This is a genomic window from Micromonospora sp. CA-244673 (genome assembly GCF_050948395.1).
Classification (GTDB): domain Bacteria; phylum Actinomycetota; class Actinomycetes; order Mycobacteriales; family Micromonosporaceae; genus Micromonospora.
On sequence record NZ_CP192019.1, the window covers coordinates 523,360 to 545,302 of the forward strand.

Annotated in this window: 25 protein-coding genes; 9 read left to right on the forward strand and 16 right to left on the reverse strand. The window is 74.2% G+C overall.

The genetic code is table 11. From position 1 onward, the window contains the following. Window positions 1–30 precede the first annotated feature (30 nt). Both ACQP12_RS02620 and ACQP12_RS02625 read left to right on the forward strand, forming a co-directional pair. Window positions 31–780, forward strand: coding sequence for a beta-phosphoglucomutase family hydrolase (locus tag ACQP12_RS02620; protein WP_433284733.1), 750 nt, complete (start codon window positions 31–33; stop codon window positions 778–780). After that, the gene (locus tag ACQP12_RS02625) at window positions 777–3,149 is read left to right on the forward strand and encodes a glycoside hydrolase family 65 protein (RefSeq protein ID WP_433284735.1); all 2,373 of its coding nucleotides are present in this window, start codon (window positions 777–779) and stop codon (window positions 3,147–3,149) included. Before ACQP12_RS02620 ends, ACQP12_RS02625 begins: the two co-directional genes overlap by 4 nt. A 49-nt stretch (window positions 3,150–3,198) precedes the next feature. Here the strand turns inward: ACQP12_RS02625 and ACQP12_RS02630 are convergent, their stop codons facing one another. The 3 genes from ACQP12_RS02630 to ACQP12_RS02640 form a co-directional block, all read right to left on the reverse strand. Continuing rightward, window positions 3,199–3,378, reverse strand: a complete 180-nt coding sequence (locus ACQP12_RS02630; RefSeq protein WP_357940417.1) for a hypothetical protein — start codon at window positions 3,376–3,378, stop codon at window positions 3,199–3,201. A gap of 61 nt (window positions 3,379–3,439) precedes the next feature. Next, window positions 3,440–3,787, reverse strand: a complete 348-nt coding sequence (gene trxA / locus ACQP12_RS02635; RefSeq protein ID WP_433284737.1) for a thioredoxin — start codon at window positions 3,785–3,787, stop codon at window positions 3,440–3,442. After that, a complete protein-coding gene (locus ACQP12_RS02640; protein WP_357940421.1) occupies window positions 3,757–4,149 on the reverse strand; it encodes a MerR family transcriptional regulator in 393 nt (130 codons plus the stop codon). Before ACQP12_RS02640 ends, trxA begins: the two co-directional genes overlap by 31 nt. A 198-nt stretch (window positions 4,150–4,347) precedes the next feature. Here ACQP12_RS02640 and ACQP12_RS02645 point away from each other — a divergent pair, with 198 nt between their 5' ends. Next, window positions 4,348–5,010, forward strand: coding sequence for a dienelactone hydrolase family protein (locus tag ACQP12_RS02645; RefSeq protein ID WP_357940423.1), 663 nt, complete (start codon window positions 4,348–4,350; stop codon window positions 5,008–5,010). 61 nt (window positions 5,011–5,071) lie between these two features. Here ACQP12_RS02645 and ACQP12_RS02650 read toward each other — a convergent pair whose 3' ends face one another. Then, window positions 5,072–6,175: an AI-2E family transporter gene (locus ACQP12_RS02650; protein WP_433284740.1), complete on the reverse strand. Its 1,104-nt coding sequence runs from the start codon at window positions 6,173–6,175 to the stop codon at window positions 5,072–5,074. 129 nt (window positions 6,176–6,304) lie between these two features. On the opposite strand from ACQP12_RS02650, the gene ACQP12_RS02655 reads away from it, so the two are divergent. The 3 genes from ACQP12_RS02655 to ACQP12_RS02665 all read left to right on the forward strand — a co-directional run bounded on the left by ACQP12_RS02655 (window position 6,305) and on the right by ACQP12_RS02665 (window position 8,136). Further along, complete coding sequence (locus ACQP12_RS02655) at window positions 6,305–6,487, forward strand: antitoxin (protein ID WP_357940427.1); 183 nt, start codon at window positions 6,305–6,307, stop codon at window positions 6,485–6,487. 184 nt (window positions 6,488–6,671) lie between these two features. Next, window positions 6,672–7,877, forward strand: a complete 1,206-nt coding sequence (locus tag ACQP12_RS02660) for a cytochrome P450 (protein ID WP_357940429.1) — start codon at window positions 6,672–6,674, stop codon at window positions 7,875–7,877. A gap of 25 nt (window positions 7,878–7,902) precedes the next feature. After that, window positions 7,903–8,136 (forward strand): ferredoxin, encoded by a 234-nt coding sequence (locus tag ACQP12_RS02665; protein WP_357940431.1) that lies wholly within the window; start codon window positions 7,903–7,905, stop codon window positions 8,134–8,136. A gap of 4 nt (window positions 8,137–8,140) precedes the next feature. Here the strand turns inward: ACQP12_RS02665 and ACQP12_RS02670 are convergent, their stop codons facing one another. Next, window positions 8,141–9,043 (reverse strand): SMP-30/gluconolactonase/LRE family protein, encoded by a 903-nt coding sequence (locus tag ACQP12_RS02670; RefSeq protein ID WP_433284744.1) that lies wholly within the window; start codon window positions 9,041–9,043, stop codon window positions 8,141–8,143. Window positions 9,044–9,139: 96 nt separating this feature from the next. On the opposite strand from ACQP12_RS02670, the gene ACQP12_RS02675 reads away from it, so the two are divergent. After that, window positions 9,140–9,595, forward strand: coding sequence for an Lrp/AsnC family transcriptional regulator (locus ACQP12_RS02675; RefSeq protein ID WP_433284746.1), 456 nt, complete (start codon window positions 9,140–9,142; stop codon window positions 9,593–9,595). A gap of 55 nt (window positions 9,596–9,650) precedes the next feature. Here ACQP12_RS02675 and ACQP12_RS02680 read toward each other — a convergent pair whose 3' ends face one another. After that, complete coding sequence (locus ACQP12_RS02680) at window positions 9,651–10,244, reverse strand: hemerythrin domain-containing protein (RefSeq protein ID WP_433284748.1); 594 nt, start codon at window positions 10,242–10,244, stop codon at window positions 9,651–9,653. A gap of 206 nt (window positions 10,245–10,450) precedes the next feature. On the opposite strand from ACQP12_RS02680, the gene ACQP12_RS02685 reads away from it, so the two are divergent. Continuing rightward, window positions 10,451–11,713, forward strand: coding sequence for an alkaline phosphatase (locus tag ACQP12_RS02685; protein WP_433284750.1), 1,263 nt, complete (start codon window positions 10,451–10,453; stop codon window positions 11,711–11,713). 51 nt (window positions 11,714–11,764) lie between these two features. Here the strand turns inward: ACQP12_RS02685 and ACQP12_RS02690 are convergent, their stop codons facing one another. The 9 genes from ACQP12_RS02690 to eccB form a co-directional block, all read right to left on the reverse strand. Beyond that, a complete protein-coding gene (locus tag ACQP12_RS02690; protein ID WP_433284752.1) occupies window positions 11,765–12,439 on the reverse strand; it encodes an HAD family hydrolase in 675 nt (224 codons plus the stop codon). A gap of 87 nt (window positions 12,440–12,526) precedes the next feature. Continuing rightward, entirely contained in the window at window positions 12,527–13,147 is a 621-nt protein-coding gene (locus ACQP12_RS02695; RefSeq protein ID WP_357940443.1) for a C39 family peptidase, read from the reverse strand. A 269-nt stretch (window positions 13,148–13,416) separates the two neighbouring features. After that, window positions 13,417–13,839 (reverse strand): pyridoxamine 5'-phosphate oxidase family protein, encoded by a 423-nt coding sequence (locus ACQP12_RS02700; protein ID WP_433284754.1) that lies wholly within the window; start codon window positions 13,837–13,839, stop codon window positions 13,417–13,419. A 49-nt stretch (window positions 13,840–13,888) separates the two neighbouring features. Then, window positions 13,889–14,230, reverse strand: a complete 342-nt coding sequence (locus tag ACQP12_RS02705) for a YkvA family protein (protein ID WP_357940447.1) — start codon at window positions 14,228–14,230, stop codon at window positions 13,889–13,891. An 83-nt stretch (window positions 14,231–14,313) separates the two neighbouring features. Continuing rightward, window positions 14,314–15,150: a hypothetical protein gene (locus tag ACQP12_RS02710; RefSeq protein ID WP_433284756.1), complete on the reverse strand. Its 837-nt coding sequence runs from the start codon at window positions 15,148–15,150 to the stop codon at window positions 14,314–14,316. 138 nt (window positions 15,151–15,288) lie between these two features. Further along, complete coding sequence (locus ACQP12_RS02715; protein ID WP_433284758.1) at window positions 15,289–15,765, reverse strand: hypothetical protein; 477 nt, start codon at window positions 15,763–15,765, stop codon at window positions 15,289–15,291. A gap of 207 nt (window positions 15,766–15,972) precedes the next feature. Further along, a complete protein-coding gene (locus tag ACQP12_RS02720) occupies window positions 15,973–17,241 on the reverse strand; it encodes a WXG100 family type VII secretion target (RefSeq protein ID WP_433284760.1) in 1,269 nt (422 codons plus the stop codon). Beyond that, window positions 17,234–17,605, reverse strand: coding sequence for a hypothetical protein (locus ACQP12_RS02725; RefSeq protein ID WP_357940455.1), 372 nt, complete (start codon window positions 17,603–17,605; stop codon window positions 17,234–17,236). Before ACQP12_RS02725 ends, ACQP12_RS02720 begins: the two co-directional genes overlap by 8 nt. Window positions 17,606–17,722: 117 nt before the next feature. Next, window positions 17,723–19,189, reverse strand: coding sequence for a type VII secretion protein EccB (gene eccB, locus ACQP12_RS02730; protein WP_433284762.1), 1,467 nt, complete (start codon window positions 19,187–19,189; stop codon window positions 17,723–17,725). A gap of 162 nt (window positions 19,190–19,351) precedes the next feature. Here eccB and ACQP12_RS02735 point away from each other — a divergent pair, with 162 nt between their 5' ends. Beyond that, window positions 19,352–20,524: a type VII secretion protein EccE gene (locus ACQP12_RS02735; RefSeq protein WP_357940459.1), complete on the forward strand. Its 1,173-nt coding sequence runs from the start codon at window positions 19,352–19,354 to the stop codon at window positions 20,522–20,524. Here the strand turns inward: ACQP12_RS02735 and eccD are convergent. After that, window positions 20,508–21,905 (reverse strand): type VII secretion integral membrane protein EccD, encoded by a 1,398-nt coding sequence (gene eccD / locus ACQP12_RS02740; RefSeq protein ID WP_357940461.1) that lies wholly within the window; start codon window positions 21,903–21,905, stop codon window positions 20,508–20,510. The two genes, ACQP12_RS02735 and eccD, sit on opposite strands and share 17 nt — an antisense overlap. Window positions 21,906–21,943 lie beyond the last annotated feature (38 nt).

Consider the following 21,943-nt stretch of genomic DNA (forward strand, 5'->3'; position numbering starts at 1 on the left):
CCCGGCCGGTGCCCTGGATAGATTCAGGCAATGCTGGGCCTACCCGCGCAGGTGACCGCCTGTCTCTTCGATCTGGACGGTGTGCTGACGCAGACCGCCAAGGTGCACAACGCCGCCTGGACCGAGACGTTCAACGCGTTCCTGCAGGCGCGCGCGGCGGCCACCGGCGAGCCGTTCCGCCCGTTCGACCCCGGCCCGGACTACAACCGGTACGTGGACGGAAAGCCGCGGGCCGACGGGGTGCGCTCCTTCCTGGCCTCGCGCGGGATCATCCTGCCCGAGGGTTCGCCGGACGACCCGCCCGAGGCGGAGACCGTCAACGGGGTGGGCAACCGGAAGAACGTCATCCTGCTCAAGCGGATCCACACCGACGGCGTCGAGGTCTACGAGGGCTCGGTGCGCTACCTGGAGGCGGCCGCCCGCGCCGGGCTGCGCCGGGCGGTGGTCTCGGCCAGCGCCAACTGCCGGGACGTGGTCGCCGCTGCGGGGCTGGACCCGCTGCTGGAGGCCCGGGTGGACGGGCTGGTCGCCCGCGAGCGCGGCCTGCGCGGCAAGCCGCACCCGGACACCTTCCTGGCCGGCGCGCAGATGCTCGGCGTGGACCCGGCGAACGCGGTCGTCTTCGAGGACGCGCTGGCCGGCGTCGCCGCCGGCAAGGCCGGCGGTTTCGGGTACGTGGTCGGCGTCGACCGGGTCGGCCAGGCCGACGACCTGCGCGCGCACGGCGCCGACGTGGTGGTCACCGACCTGTCGGAGCTGCTCACCGGGGCGCACGCGTGATCCGGGAACGGGCGTACCCGGTCGAGCCCTGGCACGTCCGGGAGACCCGGCTCGACATGGACGTGCTCGCCCAGTCCGAGTCGGTCTTCGCCCTCTCCAACGGCCACGTCGGGCTGCGCGGCAACCTCGACGAGGGCGAGCCGCACGGCCTGCCGGGCACCTACCTGAACTCCTTCTACGAGCTGCGTCCCCTGCCCTACGCGGAGGCCGGCTTCGGCTTCCCCGAGTCCGGGCAGACCGTCGTCAACGTGACCAACGGCAAGCTGCTCCGCCTGCTGGTCGACGACGAGCCGCTCGACGTCCGGTACGGCGAACTCCTCTCCCACGAGCGGGTCCTCGACCTGCGCGCCGGCACCCTGCACCGCGAGATGCACTGGCGCTCGCCCGCCGGCCGGGACGTGAAGGTCCGTAGCACCCGGCTGGTGTCGTTCACCCAGCGGGCGGTGGCCGCGATCCAGTACGAGGTCGAGGCGCTGGACGGGCCGCTGCGGCTCATCGTCCAGTCCGAGCTGGTGGCCAACGAGACCCTGCCGCCGCAGAGCAAGGATCCGCGCGTCGCCGCCGTACTCGAATCGCCGTTGCAGGCGGAGGAGGAGCTGACCACCGACGACGGCGGCCTGCTCATCCACCGCACCAAGGTCAGCGGCCTGCGGGTCGCCGCCGCCATGGCGCACGACGTGGAGGCCCCGGAGCGCACCACCATCGAGTCCGAGGGCTACGAGGACTGGGTCCGCACCACCATCGGCTGCGTGCTCAAGCCCGGCCAGACGCTGCGGGTGGTCAAGTACCTGACGTACGGCTGGTCCAGCCGGCGGTCGCTGCCGGCGCTGCGCGACCAGGTCGGGGCGGCGCTGGCCGCGGCCCGGTTGGACGGCTGGAACGGGCTGCGCCGGGAGCAGCGGGAATACCTCGACGAGTTCTGGGACGCCGCCGACGTGCGGGTGGAGGGCGACCCGGAGGTGCAGCAGGCGGTCCGGTTCGGCCTCTTCCACGTGCTCCAGGCCGGTGCCCGCGCGGAACGCCGGCCCATCGCCGCCAAGGGCCTCACCGGCCCGGGGTACGACGGGCACGCCTTCTGGGACACCGAGATGTTCGTGCTGCCCGTGCTCACCTACACCCAGCCGGGCGCGGTGCGGGACGCCCTGCACTGGCGCTACGCGACCCTCAGCCTCGCGCAGGAGCGGGCCCGGACGTTGAACCTGGCCGGGGCCGCCTTCCCCTGGCGCACCATCGAGGGGCCGGAGTCCTCGGCGTACTGGCCGGCCGGGACCGCGGCGTTCCACATCGCCGCCGATGTCGCCGACGCGCTGCGCCGCTACGTGCTGGTCACCGGCGACGACGCGCTCGAACGGGAGATCGGGCTGGAACTGCTGGTCGAGACGGCCCGGCTGTGGCGATCGCTCGGCCACCACGACCGCACCGGCCGGTTCCACATCGACGGGGTGACCGGCCCGGACGAGTACACCGCCGTGAAGAACGACAACGTCTACACCAACCTGATGGCGCAGCGGAACCTGCTCACCGCGGCCGACTGCGCGATGCGCCACCGCGACCAGGCCCAGGACCTCGGCGTCACCGAGGAGGAGGCGGCCACCTGGCGGGACGCGGCCAACGCCATGCACGTCCCGTACGACCCGGAGTTCGGAGTGCACGGGCAGGTGGAGGGGTTCACCCGGTTGCAGGAGTGGGACTTCGAGCACACGCCGCCGGAGAAGTACCCGCTGCTGCTGCACTACCCGTACTTCGACCTGTACCGGAAGCAGGTCGTCAAGCAGGCCGACCTGGTGCTCGCCATGCACTGGCGCGGCGACGCGTTCAGCGACGCCGAGAAGGTGCGGAACTTCCTCTACTACGAGCGGCGCACCGTGCGGGACTCCTCGTTGAGCGCCTGCACCCAGGCGGTGATGGCGGCCGAGGTGGGCCACCCTGAGCTGGCCCACCGCTACCTGCGCGAAGCCGCGCTCATGGACCTGCACGACCTGAGCGAGAACACCCGGGACGGCGTACACATGGCGTCGCTCGCCGGGGCCTGGATCGCCCTGGTCGCCGGCTTCGGCGGCCTGCGCGACCACGACGGGACCCTCTCGTTCTCGCCCCGGCTCCCCAGCCGGCTCAGCCGGCTGGAGTTCTCCCTCCAGTGGCGCTCGATGCGGCTACGGGTCGACGTCCGGCCGCACCAGACCACATACTCGCTGCGCAACGGGGGGCCGCACACCGTGCTGGAGCTGCGCCACCACGGCGAGCCGATCCGGGTCACCGCCGCCCAGCCGGTCACCCTGCCGGTGCCGCCGGCACACCCGTCCGGACCGCAGCCGGAGCAGCCGCCGGGCCGAGCGCCCCTGCTGCACCTGCCCGAGAACATGACCTGAGCGAAAGCCCCGGCCCGCGTGCTCGCGGGCCGGGGCTTTCCGGCGTACCTCAGAACTGGCGGCCGTTGGACGGCCGGCCGCCGGCATCGCGCGGCGCCGTCGCCCGCGCGTCGTCGGCGGTGCGTGCCACGGAGGCGCGGTCCGCCCAGTCCGGCGAGCCCTTCAGCTCCTGTTTGCGGCGTTCCTGGTCGGTGAGCTCCTGCTCTCGGGACCTGTCCTGTTTCGCCATGACGAGCCTCGCGATCCGTCGGGGTCCGTGGTCACCCCGCGCCTTCCCGATCCCCGCCGGCTCAACCGTCGAGGTGCCGGGCGAAGCTCATCCGCAGGTGGTTCTTGGGCCGGGCACCGACGATCGAACCGATGACCTGGCCGTCCCGGAACACCAGCATCGTCGGCATCGACATCACCTGGTACGCCCGCGTGCTCTGCGGGTTCTCGTCCGAGTTGACGGTGACGAAGCGCAGCGCGTCGCCGAACTCCTGGGCCAGCTCCGCCAGGTGCCTGGAGACCGGGCGGCAGGGCGGGCACCACTCCGCCCAGAAGTCGACCACGACGGGCCGGTCGGCGGCCAGCACGGTGGCCGCGAAGGTCTCGTCGGTGACCGCGGTCAGTCGGCCCTGTTGCGTGTCCTGAGGCATGTTTCCTCCCGATGGGCGATCGCGCGGGCGAGCTGGTCGTGCAGCTGGTGACGGACCGCGCCGAGCCGGTCGAGGTAGTCGTCCACCTCGGCGAGCTTGCGCCGCAGCACCGCCACCGAGTCGGGGCAGACGTCGCCGGAGCTGTTGCCGGCCCGCAGGCAGGCCACGAACGGCCGGATGTCGTCCAGCCCGAAGCCGACCGCCAGCAGCGCCCGGATCTCGTGCACGACGCGCAGCTCGGCCTCGTCGTAGATGCGGTAGCCGTTGGCCGACCGGCCCGGGCACACCAGCCCCTGCGACTCGTAGTAACGCAGGGTCCGGGTGCTGGTCCCGGCCCGCTCCGCCAACTCCCCGATCCGCATCCCACCCGCCCCCCAAACCGGCCTGCTCACCCTCTGACCACGGTCACGCTAAACCTTGCCGCCGACGTCAAGGCAACCCTCGCGCCCGGCGCCGAACCTCGTCGATCATGAAGTTGGCGGCGAGGGAGAGCGGTTTCCCCGCCGCCAACTTCATGATCACCACGCTGGTGGGTATGCCGGCCGTGGGAGGTGTGGGGTATGGGGGACGCACGTGAGGTGAGCGTGCCGGTCGTGGACGGTGGGTTGGTCGCCGATGTGATCGTGCCGTCGGGGGCCGTGGGGGTGGTGTTGTTCGCGCACGGGAGCGGCAGTTCGCGGCACAGCCCGCGGAACGTGGCGGTGGCGCACGAGTTCAACGGCCGGGCGTTGGGGACCGTGCTCGTCGACCTGCTCACCCCGGAGGAGGACGAGCGGGACGCGGTCACCGCCGAGCTGCGCTTCGACATCGGGATGCTGGCCGAGCGGCTGGCCGCGATCGTGGACTGGATGGCCGGCGAGCCGACCCTGGGCCGGTTGCCGATCGGGTTGTTCGGCGCGAGCACCGGCGCGGCCGCCGCTCTGGTCGCCGCCGCCGCCCGGCCGGATCAGGTCGGCGCGGTGGTCTCCCGTGGCGGCCGCCCGGACCTGGCCGGCAGCTCGCTCTCGGCGGTACGCGCCCCCACGCTGCTGATCGTCGGTGGCCTGGACGAGCAGGTGATCGTGCTGAACGAGCAGGCCCGGGCGGAACTGGGCGACGTCGCGGAGCTGCGGATCGTGCCCGGCGCGACCCACCTCTTCGAGGAGCCGGGCACCCTGGAGCAGGTGGCTGACCAGGCCGGGACCTGGTTCACCACCCACCTCCGCCAGCCCCACCCGGCCTGACCGGGCCGGACCCGGGCGGGCAGCCGCACCCGGTCCCAATCGGGCCGGGCAGCCGGGCGGGTCAGTCGGGCACCGCGGCGCGGTGGCGTTGCACGGTGTCCAGGACCCGCCAGGCGACCGCGGCGATCGGCACCGAGACGAACGCGCCCGCGATGCCGGCGATCAGCGTGCCGGCGGTGACCACCACCAGGATGACCGCCGGGTGCAGCTGCACCTGCCGCTTCATCACCAGCGGCTCCAGCAGGTTGCCCTCGATCTGCTGCACGGCGATCACCGCGGCCAGCGTGAGCAGGGCGGTGGTGGGGCCGTTGGCGGCCAGGGCGACCAGCACCGCGATCGCGCCGGCCACCGTGGCGCCGATGATCGGCACGAAACCGCCGAAGAAGGTGATCAGCGCGAGCGGCAGGGCCAGCGGGACGCGCAGCACCACCAGCGCCAGCCCGATGCCGATCGCGTCGATCGCCGCGATGATCATCGTGCCGCGGCTGTACGCGCTCAGCGTGCGCCAGCCGGCCCGGCCCGCCTCGGCGGTCACGTCGCGGCGCGGCCCGGTCATCCGGCGCAGCACCCAGTGCCACATCGACCGGCCGTCCTTGAGCAGGAAGAACAGCAGCACCAGGCCGAGCAGGAGCGAACCGGCCACCTCGGCGGCCGTCCGTGCCCCGGCGACCGGGTCGGGGGCGCTGCCGCTCAGGCCGTCCCGGACCTGCCGGACCAGCCGGTCGAGCTGCTCGTCGGTCACCGGCAGGCTGGAGGTCACGAAGTCCCGGCTGCGTTGCAGGCCCTGGTCGAGTTGCTGGCTCAGCTCGCCGAACTGGCTCGCGGTCAGGTTCCACACCAGCGCGCCGACGCCGACCAGGACGCCGAGCAGCAGCAGGAGGCTGAGCAGGGCGGCCAGCGCCGGCGGCACCCGGAGCCGGCGCAGCCCGAGCAGCACGGGGTCGAGCAGCGCGGTGAGGAAGAGCGTGCCGGCCAGCGCGACGGCCAGCGGGGCCAGCAGCACCGCGATCTTCCCGAGCAGCCAGAGGGCGGCGACCACCACCACGAGGCAGGCGCTCCAGGTGACCGCCGTCCGTATCGGCCAGGGCAGCCCGGCCCAGGTCTGCCGTGGGCCAACCGCCCGGCTCCGCGCCGCCGGTTCCGGCGTCCCCGCGTCCTCGTCCACGTCGCCTCCTCGATCGTGGCCGTAGGTACCCGACGCACGCGAATCCGACACCCGGGCGCCTTGGGGACGCGGCGTGTTTGTGCCTCCGGCACCAGGGAAGGCATTCACGGTATCGAAGGGAGAACCGACATGAGCGACTTCATGGACAAGGCCAAGGACTTCGCCGACAAGCACGACAAGCAGGTCGACCAGGGGATCGAGAAGGGCGGCGACATGGCCGACAAGCGGACCCAGGGCAAGTACGACGAGAAGATCGACAAGGGCGTCGACATGGCGCAGCAGCGAACCGGCCAGGGCGACACCGGCCGCTGACCGCGGTGCGATCCCGGGCCGTCCCGCGTGGGCGGCCCGGGATCGTCGTGTCGAAATCGGAACAACCCTCTGGTCTCCATCGACCGTTCTCGCTACCATCCGCAGTCGGGGCATGACTCAGCGTCGAGTCGTGCGGAGTCGACCCGCACCGCCCGCGGTGCCGTGGACGAGAGCGAGCCAGCCGGTGACCGACACTTCCCAGGCGACCATCCCGCAGCGCTACCCGTTCAACGCCCCTGTCCGGCTCGACCTGGACGCCCGCTACGCCGAGCTGCGCGAGCAGCCGCTGGTCCGGGTCCAACTGCCCTACGGTGAGCCCGCCTGGCTGGCCACCCGGCACGCCGACGTGAAGACGGTGCTCGGCGACCCCCGGTTCAGCCGGGCGGCGTCGGTCGGCCGTGACGAACCCCGGAACACCCCGCGCCAGCAGGAGACCGGCATCCTTTCGATGGACCCGCCGGAGCACACCCGGCTGCGCCGGCTCGTGGCGAAGGCGTTCACCGCCCGCCGGGTCGAGGAACTGCGGCCGCGTACCCGCGCGGTGGCCGACGAGCTGGTCGACGGGCTGCTCGCCGCCGGGCCGCCCGCCGACCTGGTGGCGTACCTGGCCACGCCGCTGCCGATCCGGGTGATCTGCGACCTGCTCGGCGTGCCGGTGTCCGATCAGGACAGGTTCCACACCTGGTCCGAGGCGATCGTCTCGACCACCTCCCTGGAACCGGAGCTGGCCCAGCAGTACGTCGACAACCTGCTCGCCTACATGGGCGGGCTGATCGCCCGGCGCCGGGTGGAACCCACCGACGACCTGCTCAGCGCCATGGTCCGGGCGCGCGACGAGAACGCCGACCGGCTCACCGAGGAGGAGATGATCACCCTCGCCGCCGGGCTGCTCGCCGCCGGCCACGAGACCACGGTGACCCAGATCCCCAACATGGTGTACGTCCTGCTCACCACCCCCGGCGCCTGGGACACCCTGCGGGCCCGGCCGGAGCTGGTGCCGGCCGCGGTCGAGGAGCTGATGCGCTTCATCCCGCTCGGCGCCACGGCGGCGTTCCCCCGCTATGCCACGGAGGACGTCGAGCTGGGCGGTGTGCTGGTCCGGGCGGGCGAGCCGGTGGTGGTCAACATCGCGGCGGCCAACCGGGACGACAGCGTCTTCGCCGACGCCGACCGGCTCGATTTCACCCGGGAGGTCAACCCGCACCTCGGCTTCGGGCACGGCGTGCACCACTGCGTCGGCGCCCAGCTGGCCCGGATGGAGCTGCGGGTGGTGCTGGAGACCCTGCTCGACCGGGCGCCGGGGCTCCGGCTCGCGGTGCCGGTGGAGGAGCTGACCTGGAAGAGCGGCCTGCTGGTGCGGGGCCTGCTGGCCATGCCGGTGGCCTGGTGAGCCGGGCCGGAGCGGGGGAGGGCGCGTGAGCGGAGCTGGCGAGTGGCGACTGCACGTCGACCCGACCCGGTGCATCGGGTCGGGGATCTGCGCCGGGGTCGCGCCGGGGCACTTCGTGCTGGTCGACGGGCTGTCCCGGCCGGTGGCCGAGCGGATCGCCGCCGACGAGGCGGTGCTCGACGCGGCGGAGTCCTGCCCGCTGGAGGCGATCATCGTGTCCGAGGTGGACGGCCTCCGCCGGATCGCCCCGGAGGGCTGACCGGTCACCAGCCGGGGTAGCGCGCCCCGTTGACGTTGACCCGCAGGCTGAACAGGGAACTGGAGGCGCAGATGTAGAGCTGGTTGCGCTTCGGGCCGCCGAAGGTGAAGTTGGCGACCACCTCCGGCAGGTGCAGCTTGCCGAGCAGCGTGCCGTCCGGGTCGAAGCAGTGCAGCCCGTCGTGCGCGGCCACCCAGACCCGGCCGGCGTCGTCGAGGCGTACGCCGTCGAAGGAGCCGGCGTCGCAGGTGGCGAACACCTCGCCGCCGCGCAGCGTGCCGTCCTCGGCCACCGCGAACCGGCGCAGGTGCTTCGCCCGGGTGTCGACCACGTAGAGCAGGGACTCGTCGGGGCTGAACGCCAGCCCGTTCGGCTGCCCGAAGTCGTCGGCGACCCGGCGCACCTCGCCGTCGTGCGGGTCGACCCGGTAGACGTGGTTGCCGCCGATCTCGCCCTCGGCCCGGTGGCCCTCGTAGTCGCTGTCGATGCCGTAGCTCGGGTCGGTGAACCAGATCGAGCCGTCGGAGTGCTCCACCACGTCGTTGGGGCTGTTGAGCCGCTTGCCGCGCCAGTGCTCGGCGAGCACCGTGTCGGTGCCGTCGGGCTCGGTCCGGGTGACCCGCCGCCCGCCCTGCTCGCAACTCACCAGCCGGCCGCGCCGGTCGACGGTGTGTCCGTTGGCGTAGCCGGCCGGCTGGCGGAACACCCCGACCACCCCGGTGGTCTCGTCCCAGCGCAGCAGCCGGTCGTTGGGGATGTCGCTGAAGACGAGGTAGCGCCCGGCGGAGAACCAGGCCGGGCCCTCCAGCCAGCGGCCCCCGGTCCAGAGGCACTCCGTCCACTCGTCGCCGTTGACCCGGCGGAACCGCTCGTCCCGCACCTCGAACCGCGCCCTGAACCGATCCACGCCGACCGCCTCCGCTGATGACTGATGTTCGGCCTGACGCTAACATGACCGAACGAGAATCAGCCGTGGGGCAGAACACCGAACGGAGATGTGGCCGTGGACGACGTGGACCGGAAGCTGCTCGCGGCGCTGCAACACGACGCCACCCAGTCGTACGCGACGCTGGCCGGCGCGGTCGGGCTGTCCACCGGGGCGGTGCACGAGCGGGTGCGCAAGCTGCGCGAGCAGGGCGTCGTGCGGCGTACCACGGTGGACGTCGACCCGGCCGCGGTCGGGCGGGGTGTGCTGGCGTTCGTGCTGGTGGAGGCGAACGCCTGGATGGGTGACCGGCCCACCCGCGAGGCGCTCGCCGCGCTGCCCGAGGTCGAGGAGGCGCACGTCATCGCCGGCCCCGCCTCCCTGCTCGTGAAGATCCGGGTCGGCACGCCCGAGCAGCTCCAGGCCAGCCTGCGCCGGCTGTTCCAGGTCGAGGGCGTCACCGGCACGCAGACCGTGGTGGTGCTGGAGAGCTTCTTCGAGCGCCCGCTCGACCCGTACCCGCAGACCCCCTGACACGCGGCGGCGGCCACGCCCCCCGCGCCGGGAGCGTGGCCGCCTCGGCCGGTGCTCAGGACTTCTCGCGCAGCTCCCGCATCGAGGTGGGCCGGCCGCTGAGCGCGTCGCGCATCCGGTCGACCAGCCCGGCGCCCGGGGCGAGCAGCCGGTTCGCCGGCGGGTGGTCCGGCGCGGCCGGGTGCGGGCGGGTCGGCGCCGACTTCTTCGCCGCCTCCACCTTGCCGGCCAGCTCGACCAGCTCCTCGCGGGCGCAGGCCGCGCGCAGCCGGGGGAAGAGGTCGTTCTCCTCGTCTTGCACGTGATGCCGGATGGTCGCCGTGAGCTTGGTCAGCAGCTCGTCGAAGCGCGGGTCGGAGGGGTCCGCCGACTCCAGCTCCTTCATGGTCCGCTCGGCGTCGGCGTGCTCGGAGATCTCGTGCTCGGCGAGCTGGTCCCCGTCGGGCAGCGCCTTGCGGGCGGCCGGGTAGACGTGGGCCTCCTCGGCCACCGCGTGCCGGACCAGCTCGGCGATCACCACGTCGGCGAGCTGCCGACGGTGCTCCGGGGTGCCCTGCCGGCTCTCCAGCTCGACGAAGATCGCTTCGACCTCGTGGTGGTCCGTCATCAGGACGTCCACGACGTCCCGCTCGGTCTGTACGTCGGTCATCTCAACAGCCCCTTACCGGTGGGTTGCGGAACGGCTCGTCTGGCCACTACCCCCAGCCGAACGGTCCAACCAGGCAAGTGCCGTTGCCCCGGGCGACAAGAGTCCCGGCAACGGCCGCCCTCCGTTAATCTGACGGTCAACTGTCCGGCCGGTGGCTGCGGTTGCGTGATGGCTGCCCAGCGCGTTCCATCCGCAGGAGGACACCCGTGAATTTCCGTTCCAGCCGCTGGCTGCTCGCCCCCGTCGTCGCGGGGGTGGTGGCCGCCGCCGGACTGAGCCTGGCCAACCCGATCACCGACGCCGACGCCGGCGCGGCGAAGGGCAAGGCCCGCAACGTCATCTTCATCAACGGTGACGGCATGTCCGCCGCACAGCGCGAGGCGGCCCGCCTCTACCTGGCCGGCCTCGACGGCCAGCTCAACATGGACAAGCTGCCCTACTCCGGCCAGCTCACCACCAGCCCGCACGACCCGAAGACGCCGATCACCGACTCGGCCGCGGCGGCCACCGCGTGGGCCACCGGCGAGAAGACCTACAACGGCGCGATCAGCGTCGACGTGGACGGCAACCCGCTGCCCACCCTCGGCGCCCAGGCCAAGGCCGCCGGCAAGTCCACCGGCCTGGTCACCACCGCCCAGGTCACCGACGCCAGCCCGGCCGCGTTCTTCGCCAACACCGCCGACCGCGGGGCGCAGGACGAGATCGCCCGGCAGTACCTGGACGTCACCCGGCCGGACGTGATCCTGGGCGGCGGCGAGGACTGGTGGCTGCCGGCCGGCAACGCCGGCGCGTACCCGGACAAGCCGGCCGAGGACCCGTCCGAGGCCAGCAAGGGCACCAAGGGCGACCTGATCGCCAAGGCCAAGGCCAAGGGCTACCGGTACGTCTCCACCGCCGCCCAGCTCCAGGCCGCCAAGGGCGGCAAGCTCCTCGGCCTCTTCGGCAACGAGGAGCTGTTCCAGCAGCGGGCCGAGGGCCAGGGCGACGTCTACGCCCCGCCGGCCAGCCTGGCCACGATGACCGAGAAGGCGCTCTCGACGTTGTCGACGAACAAGAAGGGCTTCTTCCTCCTCGTCGAGGAGGAGGGCATCGACGAGTTCGCCCACGACAACAACGGCACCCGGATGCTCCAGGCCCTCGGCGAGCTGGAGAAGGCCGTGGCGGTCGCCCGCAACTTCGCGGCCACCCACCCGGACACCCTGGTCGTGGTGACCGGCGACCACGAGTGCGGCGGCCTGACCGTCGAGGACACCGCCACCTCCGACGAGTCCGGTGACGGCATCTCGGCCGAGGACGGGCCGTTCCCGATCAAGGGCAGCAGCCAGAGCTTCAACCTGGACTGGACCACCAGCGGCCACACCGGGGCGGACGTGCCGGTGACCGCGTACGGGCCGCTGGCCGAGCAGTTCACCGGCAAGCACCCGAACACCCACGTGCACGACGTGCTGTCCCAGATCCTCACCCGCTGACCTCCGGCTCCCGGCGCCCTCCTGTCCCCGTGGCGGGAGGGCGCCGCCGGTTCAGCGCCCCCGCGCCGGCTCGTGCAGCAGGGCGGGCAGCTCGCGGAGCGCGGTGAGCGCCCGGCCGGCCCAGGTCGGGTCGCCGTCGTGGTGTTCGGTGGTCCGGACCACCGTCATGCCGACCGCCGCGGCGCCGGCCAACTCACCGTCGGCGCCGTCGCCGACGAAGACGCAGTCGGCCGGATCGACGCCGAGGCGTTCGGCCGCCAGCCGGTAGATCGCCGGGTCCGGCTTGGCCAGGCCCACGTCGCAGGAGAAGACCGCCACGTCGAACCGGCGGGCCAGGTCGGTCGCCGGCCACGCCTCGGCGGTCTCCGCCGTGGCGTTGCTGACCAGCCCGATCCGGTGACCGTCGGCGCGCAGCGCGTCCAGCACCGCGACGCTCGACGACGGGACGCCGGCCAGCAGCCGCCCGGCCAGGTCCCGGCGGTGCGCGGCCGCCCGAGCCACCTGCTCCTCGGTGGGCGCGCCGCCGAGCCGCCCGGCCAGGACGCGTACGGTCTCCGCGGCGTCCCAGCCGGTCATCCGGTCCCGCCAGGTGGCGTGGTACGCCTCGACCAGCGCGGCCGGCTCCACCCCCACCATCAGCGCCATCTCACCGACCACCCGGTCCCGCTCGGGGTCCCCACCGGGCACCAGGGTGTGGAACAGGTCGAAGATCACCGGTCGCGGCACGGTCCAGACTCTAACGGGGCCGGTGACCCGGCGGACGCCGAAAGGGCCGGCCTCCCCACTCGGGGGAGACCGGCCCTGTGCGCTCGGTCAGGAGCTGTAACCGCGGCCGGCGATCCAGTTGGCCAGCTCGGTCACGTCCATCCAGTACGTCGGCTCGTTCGGGCTGGCCGGGTCGGCGATCAGCACCGTGTTGCCGTCGTCCTTGTACTCCACCACGGTCAGGTAGTGACCGGGGTAGCTGTGCTCGACACCGTCGATGTCCAGCGCGCCGCCCAGGATGTTGGCGACGACCGGCCGATCCTGGTCGACGGCGGCCTTGACGTCGGCCCGCAGGCGCTCGACCTGCTCCCTGGTGGCCACGTCGTCCCGGATCTCGGTGGTCTTGTACTTGCCACCGGTGTACTCGTTGAGCACCCGGGTGATGTCGATGGCCGAGTCGGTGCCGTTCTCGGTGGTGCCCAGCTTGGTGGCCAGCTCGTCCTGGCTGACCTCCTTGCCCTCGGCCGACAGGGCGATCCGGGTCGAGGCCGGGCCGCAGTAGAAGAAGTTCGGCTGCGCCTCGTATTCGTAGCCGGCGCTGCGCTCGCCCTTGCCCTTGAGGGCGGTCGACGGGGCGGCCTGCGCCGCGACGGCCGGACCGACCACGGTCCCGCCGCACATCACCAGGCCGGCGACGGACAGCATGCTCTTACGGAAGATCGAGTTCATGTCGAAGCTCCATTCGGGGGTTGACGTCCCGCGGTACGGAGACGCGGCACCGGGAGTGGCGCTCGGCGTGCTCTCGGGGGATCTGAGGTGCGCTCCAGGGCGCGGCCCCGCTCGCTCACCGGGGGCGGCGGGCCTGCCGCCCGCTCGCTCGTATCGCTCGTACGGAAGGTGCAACGGACCGCTGCCGGCCCCGATTTCCGCAGGTGGCGGCCGTCACGGTTTAACCGGACACCCGGCGCGGGCGGGTCGCCGGCGCGGTGACGGGCGGGTCAGCTGGTGCCGGTGGGAAGGCTGCCGAGGAGGCGGGTCACGGCGATCTCGATGACCACGCGCTGCGGATTCGGACGCGGGGTGCGATAGCGGGCGGCGTACCGCCGTTCGGCCTCGGCCACCGAGTCCGGGTCGCGGCGCAGCACCGCCCGGCCCTCCACGGTCAACCACCAGCGGCCGTCGAGGTGGCAGACCGCCACCGGCGTGCCCGCCGCCCCGGCCGCGGCGACGTGCCGGGCCTTGGCCGAGGCGCCCGAGGTGATCACCCGGGCCAGGCCGGTGTCCGCGTCGAAGGTGACCCCCACGGGTACGACGTGCGGGGTGCCGTCCGCGCGCAGGGTGGTCAGCGTGGCGAGATGCCGGTCCCGGAAGAACCGGGCGACCCGCTCGTCGTGTGGGTCCAGCCGGTGGTCGCCCGCCATGTGCCGTCCTCGGTGCCCTCGTGCGGGCCGACCGCCGGCCCCGCGCCGATCATGACACGGGCCGGTGCTCCCGGCCCGGGCCCGGCGGGGAGTCCGACCGGTCGGGCAGCGCGCGCTGCGCGGCCCGGTGCTTCGCCGCCAGCCGGCCCAGGTAGATCAGCGCCCCGGCCAGCACACCCATGTCGTCCAGGTAGATCGGGTCGGGAAGCACGTCCACCGGCAGGATCGTGTAGATCAGCGCGCCGTAGAAGGCGACCTTGCCGCCGACCCCGAGCGCGCCCAGCATGCGGCGGGTGCGGACCACCCGGACGGCGAGCAGCACCGCCCCGACCAGCGTCGCCAGCGCGGCGACGGCGGCGAGCACGACGAGTATCCAGGCTTCACGGGACACGACGTCACGCTAACCGAGCCGGGCCAGCTCCGCCTTCTCGGCCGACCTGTCGATCGGTGACGGCGGTCGGGTGTCGGGTCGCGTCAGTACGCCGGAACGGCCGCCCGCCCCCGGGCCACCGGGGTCAGGTCACGGGTGCTCTCGGCCGCCCGCGTGGACGCCGGCAGCTCACGGGTGGCCTCCGGGCCGGTCAGGTCCACGATGGACAGCTCCGGCCGCGCCTCGGTGACCGGGCGGGTCGCCGCGTACGCCTCGTCGCGCAGGCTCCGCGCGGCGGCGGCGGCCAGCTCGGCGGCCCGCCAGGCGGCCTGCTCCCGCTCCCGGGCGGCCTCCTGCCGTCCCCGGAGGTTGTCCCGGACCAGCCGGCGCAGCAGCAGCTCCTGCTCGACCGGGTGCCGGCGCGGATCCCAGCCCCGGTGGCCGAGGATGTCGCTGAGCTGCTGCACGGTGATCTCCTTGCGCCACTGGGCGTCCAGCGCCGCCCGGTGCAGCCAGCGCTCCCGGTCCACGTACTCGGCGGGGGTCCGGGCGGTCCGGGGCAGGGGCAGCGCCGCGGCGGCGGCCAGCCTGCGGACGTCCTCCTCCGCCGCCTCGTACGCCCGCCACGCCTCCTCGACCTCCTCCTGGGCGGCCAGCCACTCGGCCCGGCGCCGCTCGGCGGTCGCCGCGGCCCGGGACGCGGCCACCGCCACCTCCTGCGCGTACCGGGACTGCTCCCGCGCGTGCTCGCGGGCCTGGGCGGCCAGCTCGATGCTGCTCGGCCGGGCGGCCTCGCTGATCCGGTCGCCGAACACAGACCGGAACCGGTTCGGCCGGACGATCAGGGCGGCGACCACGATCGCCGCCACGGCCAGCAGGGCCAGCCAGATTACGGCGGCTCGGGGAACGTCGGGCAGGACGGTGGAGAAGACGGTCTGCATCACCAGCACCTCGTGGTGGAACGGTCGGAGTCAACGGTCGGGGCCCGGTGGGCGGGCGGTGGGTCGCGGCCGGAACGCGACGGGGTGCGCGGCGGGCGCGGTCGAACGGCGCCGGAACGAACCCGAAGGGGCGGCGGGTCAGGCGCGCGGCGGACCGCGGCGGGCGATGGCGGCCCGGCCGGGGTCGGCGGCGACCACGACGTCCGGGCCCGCGACCGGTGCGGCGGCCTCGGCCGTGACCCGGCGCGGCGGCCCGGCCGGAGCCGGCGCGGTGAGCGGGTGCCGGACGGGCGAGTCCGCGGCCGGCGCGGCGGCGGGCCGGACGCCGGACCCCTCCGCGACCCGGCGGTCGGCCGGGCCGAGGTCGACGGCGGCGGACGCGTCGATCCGGATGTCGACGGCGGAGAGCGCGTGGATCTGGAGGTCGACGGCGGAGAGCGCGTCGGTCCGGAGGTCGACGGCCGGGCGGGCCGTCGCGGCCGGGTGGGGATCGGCGGCCGCGACGGCGGCCGGGCCGGTGAGCCCGGCGATGAGCGCCAGGGCGGTCACCGCCGTGCGGGCGATCCTGCGCAGCGTGGCCGTCCAGAGGGACGAGGCGAACGCTACGGGCAGCACCGTTTCAACCTATCGGTCAGGTCGGCATCGTGCAGCTCGACGATCTTCCCGGTCGACGTGACCCGCCCCACCATTCGCTGTGGACGGATCCTGTCCGCCGGTTCGGCGGACAGGCGGCGCCCCGGCCGGACGCGAACGGCGCGCGCCCCGTGGACGCGAACGGCGCGGCGCCCCGGTGGGGGACGCCGCGCCGTCGTGAGCCTGCGGTCAGTTGCCGCCGAGCACCGGCGGCGGGGCCGCCTCGCCGTCGGACCAGACCATCTCGTCCTCGGTCAGCCAGGTCAGCCGGCCATCGGACTCGTCGTCCTCGCCGCCGCGCGCGCCCAGCACACCGTTGCGCCCGGCCATGGCGGGCCGCCCGGTCGCGCCGCTCTTGCCGGTGGAGCGGCTCTCCGTCTCGACCGTCACGCCGCGCCCGGAGGCGAGGCGGCCGGTGCCGGCGGCCGACCGGTTCTCGGCGCCGATCCCGCCGACCCGGCCGGAGGTCGCCGAGCCGCCGCCCGAGCCGGCCAGCGACCCGGTGCCGCCCAGCACGCCGGGCATGCCGTAGGGCGAGCCGCCGCCCCCGCCGGACGGCAGGGTCGGGTTGGCGCCGCCGAGCCCGGGGCCCGCCAGGCCGGTGGTCGGGCCGGTGGCGGTCAGCGGGCCGGCTCCGGCGAGCGAGCTGCCGGTCGGCTCGACCGTGCCGCCCGCACCGATGGTGCCCGGGCTGCCCGCGCCGGGCTGGCCGCCCGTCGTGCCGTCGCCCGGCGTGCCACCGCCGACCGTGCCGCTGCCCGGTGCGGTGTGGTGCACGCCCGAGGTGGTGGCGGTGGCGTTCGCCGCGGGGCCGAAACTGCCGACGCCCGGCCCGGCCGACGGCGTGCTCACCGACGGGCCGCTGCGCAGCGTCGGGTCCGTCGGGTCGCTGTGGCCCGGGAGCTCCGTGTTCGCCGGCTCCGGCACGACGATCCGGCCATAGGCCGAGAAGTCGTAGCCCTCGGCCAGCTTGGCGACGACCTGCACCATCCGCTGGTGCGCCTTCTCCTGCTCGGCCTTGTCCTGCTCGTGGCCGACGAGGCCGCCGACCAGCGCGCCCGGCACGCCGCCGACCAGGAAGCCCTTGCCGGCGCCCGAGAGCAGCTTGTCGTTGTCGTCGGTCTCCTCGGGGCTCTCCGACTTGGCCTGGGCGGTGCGCAGCTCGCTGGCCATCATGTCGAGCGCCTGGCGGATGCCCGTCATGCCCTCGGCCAGGTTGCCGGAGTAGTCGGCGACCAGGTTGAGCCGGCGGTGGAACTCCCGGGCGGCGTCGCCCGTCCAGGTCTTCAGCAGCGCGTCCAGGTCGCCGGTCAGGTCGCGGCCGAGGTCGTCGAGGGTGCCCTTCAGCGACGTCCACTGGGCGCTCAGCCCGTCGATCTGCTTCGGGTCGCCGGCGTTGACGCCCTGGTAGAGCTCCTTGTGGCTGACGTGCTCGTAGCGCTGGGTGTATTCAGACACGCGGATCCTCTCCCTTCGGCTTCATCGCCTCGGTCAGCCCGGAGAGGGCGGCGGCGATGTCGGCCGCGGCGGCGGCGTTGCGTGCCTCGGCGGTCTTGTAGTTGGTCATGATCGTTTTGGTGGCCTTCTGGGCGGCCACGATCGCCCGCCGCAACCGCTCGACGTGGTTGACGTAGCTCTGGTGCGTCTCGGAGTAGCGACGGGAGTTGTCGGTGGCGTCGGTGAACGTGCCGAGTGCCGGCGGCCGGCACTGCATCTCGGTGTTGAGCTTCTTCAACACCGACTCCGCCTCGCTCAGCCGGCGCTCGAGCCGCTGGTGGAAGTCCTCCAAGGACAGTACGTCCACTGTCGTGCGCCCGGTCATGGCTGCATCCCCGTAGTCATCGTCGAGAACCGTTGGCCACGTTCAGGTTAGTCGACCCGGGCCAACCGGGGCGACCCGTCATTCACCCCTATCCACTTCGGACCGTGTCCGGCCCGCTCATCCACCCTGCGCGGGGGCCGTGTCGTCGCCCGGTCCGGGTCTCGCGTCGCCCCCCGGCACCGCACCCGGATCGAACTGGCTCATCGCGTCCTCGCGCTCCAGGGTCGGCCCGGTCGGCACCAGCGCCAGCAGGGACGCGGGCACCGCGAGCGGTGTCACGTCGCCGTACCCCAGGGCGCTCTTGGCGTCGCCGGAGGCGGTGCCGAGCGGGTAACGGACGCCCTGCGCGGTGATCAGGTAGACCGTCGAGCCGGCCGCCGCCTTGCCGGTCTCCCCGGCGGTGGCCTGCACCAGCACACCCTTGCCGCCGGGCAGCAGCACGCTCTCGGCGGTCCGGACCGCGTCCCGGTCGCTCTGCCGCGCCGCCACGCCGGTCGCCGCGGTCAGCTCGGCCGGCGGCTGGTCGAAGACCTCCAGCGTGGTGGTCGGCTGGCCGGTCGGCCCGGAGCGGTACGTGGCGCAGAGCACCGTCCGCCCGGCGCGGACCTCGTGCAGGGTGGGCAGCCGGTCCGGCAGGCCCTCGGCCTCCAGCCGCTGGTCGGTGAGGAGCTGACCGGCCTGATCCGGCGTGATGTCGGTGACCTGGCCGCCGCCGCCGAGCAGCAGCAGCGCGGTGACCTCCCGGATCGCCACCAGGCCCTGCTTGGCCAGCACGTAGTACTGGCCGGCGGCCCGGTAGACCTGCCCGACCCGGGCCGGACGGTCGCCCACCGTCAGCCCGCTCGGGCCGCCCTCCCCGTCGATGGTCGGCTTGCGCAGCGCCGGGCCGACCGGCACCGCGTTGAGCAGCTGCTGCCCGACCGTCAGGGTGACCGCGCCGGCCATCTTCAACGCCACCAGCGCCTGCTCGTCACCGACCACCCGCAGCCGCGCGCCGCCGGTGAGCAGGTAGCGCGCGTCGTTCAGCTTGACCAGGACCGCGCGGTCGGTGAGCGGGGTGCCGCCGGGCAGCGGCCGGTCGATCACCAGGCGGGTGGTGGAGCGCTCCGGGTCGTTCGCGTCGGGCACGTCGCACACCGACCAGGGGAGGCCGACCAGCGACTTCCGGTCCGGCACGGCGTCCGGGGCGCCCACGATGCCGACCGCCCGGCCCCGCGGCCGGTCCTTGATCGAGGCCTGGGACATGGTGCGGACCGGCGCACCGGCGTCGTTGAGGATGAGCCGCGCCGAGGCGTAGTTGAGCGTCGGGTGCAGCACCTTGTCGTCGGTGAAGACGTACGTCGCCCCGGTCTCCCGCTCGATCACCAGCGTGTTCGGCTCCAGCGGCGCGGAGTTGCTGGTGAACTGCCCGTACGCCCCCGCGCCGCCGAGCACGATGGCGGCCGCGATGACGCTGCCGAACACCGCCATGCCGAGGCGCCGCATCGGCAGGTCGTTGGTCTCCGGGTCGCCGGAGAGCAGCGCCGAGACGATCCGGCGGGTGACGAAGCGGTACGCCTGCACCTGATCGCGGCGGGTCCGCATGACTAACCTCCGGCAGGGGTGGGTCCGCGGCGATCAGGTCCGAACTCCGCCGCGGGCTTCCCTACGATAAGGGGCCGTCGACGGTTCACCGGGACCCCGCCCGCCCCCCGGCGACGCACCGCACCGGCGGATGCCCAGGATGTCCAGAAGGGACGCTCACCGATGACCCAGGTCCAGGCGCCACCCGGTCGTACGGCCACCGCCTCCGCCGTGCCGGCGGACCGACCGGTCACCCCGGCCGACCGGCGCCGGCGCGGCCGGCTCGGCCCGGTCGTCGTCGGCCAGCTCGTGGTGCTGGAGTGCGCCGCTCTCGCCGTCTGGTTCGCCACCGGCGGCCCGTCCTGGCTGCTCGCCGCCGTCGCCGCGCTGGCGCTGCTGGCCGTGGTGGCCGCCTTCGCCCGGCGCGGCGGCCGCTGGTGGTACGAGGACCTGACGCTCCGCCGCCGGCTGCGCCGCCGCCGGAACGCGGCCCGGGGTGCGGCGCCGGCCGGCGACCCCCGGCTGGCCGCGCTCGCCCCGGAGCTGTCCGTCGTCGAGTTGACCGAGCGCGGCACCCGGCTCGGCATCGGCCAGGACGACCGGGGCTGGTTCGCCGCCGTCGCGCTGACCGGCCGGCCCGGCACCCCGGCCGGGTCGATCGAGGCGGCGCTGGTGGACCGGGCGCTCGCGGTGCTCGCCGACTTCAGCGGGCCGGTCACCCAGACGCAGGTCGTCTCGCACACCCTCGTCTGGTACCCGGCGCCGGGCGCGCCCCCGGCCGCGCACCGCACGGTCTGGGTGGCGCTGCGCCTGTCGGTCGCCGACGCCCGGGCCGAGACGGTGAGCCGCGGCGGCGGCATGCACGGCGTGCACCGCACGGTCGCGGCCGGCGTTGGCCGGCTCGGTAAGGCGCTCAACGCCGCCGGCCTCGGTCACCGGGTGCTCGGCCGGGACGAGCTGCACGCGGCGGTGGTCTCCGGCGCCGGGCTCGACCTGGCCCCGGAGCCACCGGTGGAGAGCTGGAGCAGCCTGCGCGGCGGCGGCTGGACCCAGCGTTGCCTGGCGCTGCGGGTCCGTCCCGGCGGCTCGCTGGGCGCGCTGGTGGACGCGGTGACGGCCACCTCCGCCCCCTCGCACACGGTCGCGGCCGTGGTGCTCCCCGGCGGCCGGCAGCTCCCGCCGCTGCTGCGGGTGGCGGCCATGGACGGTCACGCCGAGGCGCTGGTGAAGGCGGTCCGGGACGTGGCCCGCCGCTCGGGCGTGCCGACCCGCCCGCTCGACGGGCAGCACGGCCCGGCCGTCTACGCCACGGCGCCGGTGGGCACCGCGATGGGCACCGTCACGGTCGAAGGTTGACGATCCAGCCGTAGAGGCCGCACACCCAGACGGCCAGCGGCACCAGGGCGACGATCAGCAGGATCTCGACGATGTCGAGGGTGCGGCCCCAGACCGGCGAGATCCGCTTGCCCGCCACGGTGAGCCCGTAGATCAGGCTGATCACGGCGACCACCAGCAGGCCACCCAGGATCATCCCGAGCCGGACCGGGAGCGGGTTGGCGCCGAAGGTGGCCGCGGCGGCCAGCCCGAGGCCGAGGGTGCCGGCGAGGAGCACCGGGGTGCGCTGGGCGCGACCGAGGAACGGGCGGGCCCGCAGCAGCGCCAGCAGGGCCAGCACCAGGCAGAGCAGCACCGCCGGCAGGCGGCCGTTGTCGGCGAGCACCACCTCGCCGCCGAGGACCAGCACCGAGACCGTCCAGAGCAGACCGGTGAGGAACGCGTCGGCGCGCTCGCTGTTGCGCAGCACCTGCGGGCCGTCCACCGACTCGGTGTCGCTCTTCAGGTCGTCGGGGCCGGTCGGGATCGACGGCACCGGCAGCCGGGCCAGCCGGTAGGAGATCATGGGCAGCGCCGGCAGGGCGCCGAACGCCACCGTGGCCACCACCGCGGCGGCGGCCGCCGCCCCCATGTCGAAGGCCAGGCAGAGGGCCGCGCCGAAGCCGACCGCCACGCCCACCCCGACGGCGCCGAGGAAGAGCGGCAGCCGGTCCCCGACGGCCAGCGCGGCGACCGCTCCGAAGAGCACCACCGCGGTCGCGGCGAGCAGCACGTGGGGGCTGGCCAGCTCGGCGAGCGGCCGGTCCCCGGCGAGGACCAGCAGGCCGCCGATCGCGGCGTAGCCGAGGCCGCCCATGGCCAGCACGGCGCCGGTCCGGCTGTCACCGGCCGCCCGGGAGAGCACCGCGGCGCTGACCAGCAGCGCGACCGCCACCACCAGCGCGGCGAGCGCGCCGGGCAGCTGCGGTGGCCCGGCGAACAGTGTGGCCGCCGCGCCGGCCGCCAGCGCGGCTCCGGCGAGGAGCACCGAGAACGCCCGGGTGGTGCCGACCTGCCAGGCGCCGGCCCGCTGGTTGGTCGACGTGGCGACCGCGTCCACCACGTCGTCGAAGACGATCTCGGGCGCGGCGGCGGCGCGCGGGTTGAAATAGAGCACCTCGCCGTCGCGGACGCCGAGCTGCGCGGCGGTGCGGCCGCCGTCGAGCGGCTGCCCGCCGAGCCGGGACAGGCTCCAGCCGCCGTGCCGTACGCCCTCGTCGGCGAGATCCTCGCCGGCGTAACGCAGCAGCGTCGGCAGCAGGTCGGCGAGCGGCACGTCGGACGGCAACGCCAGATCCATCCTGGTCCGCGGCGCCACGATGGTGATCCGGCTCAGTCCGCCGGTCGCCGTTTTCGTCGCCACAGTGGCCTCCTCGTGCTCGCCTACGATCCACCTCGGCC

Bases quoted from the DNA above. Each gene is read 5' to 3' on its own strand.
- ACQP12_RS02620 (WP_433284733.1), top strand. From the start codon at position 31: ATGCTGGGCCTACCCGCGCAGGTGACCGCCTGTCTCTTCGATCTGGAC.
- ACQP12_RS02630 (WP_357940417.1), bottom strand. From the start codon at position 3,378: ATGGCGAAACAGGACAGGTCCCGAGAGCAGGAGCTCACCGACCAGGAA.
- trxA (WP_433284737.1), bottom strand. From the start codon at position 3,787: ATGCCTCAGGACACGCAACAGGGCCGACTGACCGCGGTCACCGACGAG.
- ACQP12_RS02640 (WP_357940421.1), bottom strand. From the start codon at position 4,149: ATGCGGATCGGGGAGTTGGCGGAGCGGGCCGGGACCAGCACCCGGACC.
- ACQP12_RS02645 (WP_357940423.1), top strand. From the start codon at position 4,348: ATGGGGGACGCACGTGAGGTGAGCGTGCCGGTCGTGGACGGTGGGTTG.
- ACQP12_RS02655 (WP_357940427.1), top strand. From the start codon at position 6,305: ATGAGCGACTTCATGGACAAGGCCAAGGACTTCGCCGACAAGCACGAC.
- ACQP12_RS02680 (WP_433284748.1), bottom strand. From the start codon at position 10,244: ATGACCGACGTACAGACCGAGCGGGACGTCGTGGACGTCCTGATGACG.
- ACQP12_RS02695 (WP_357940443.1), bottom strand. From the start codon at position 13,147: ATGAACTCGATCTTCCGTAAGAGCATGCTGTCCGTCGCCGGCCTGGTG.
- ACQP12_RS02700 (WP_433284754.1), bottom strand. From the start codon at position 13,839: ATGGCGGGCGACCACCGGCTGGACCCACACGACGAGCGGGTCGCCCGG.
- ACQP12_RS02710 (WP_433284756.1), bottom strand. From the start codon at position 15,150: ATGCAGACCGTCTTCTCCACCGTCCTGCCCGACGTTCCCCGAGCCGCC.
- ACQP12_RS02725 (WP_357940455.1), bottom strand. From the start codon at position 17,605: ATGACCGGGCGCACGACAGTGGACGTACTGTCCTTGGAGGACTTCCAC.
- eccB (WP_433284762.1), bottom strand. From the start codon at position 19,189: ATGCGGACCCGCCGCGATCAGGTGCAGGCGTACCGCTTCGTCACCCGC.
- ACQP12_RS02735 (WP_357940459.1), top strand. From the start codon at position 19,352: ATGACCCAGGTCCAGGCGCCACCCGGTCGTACGGCCACCGCCTCCGCC.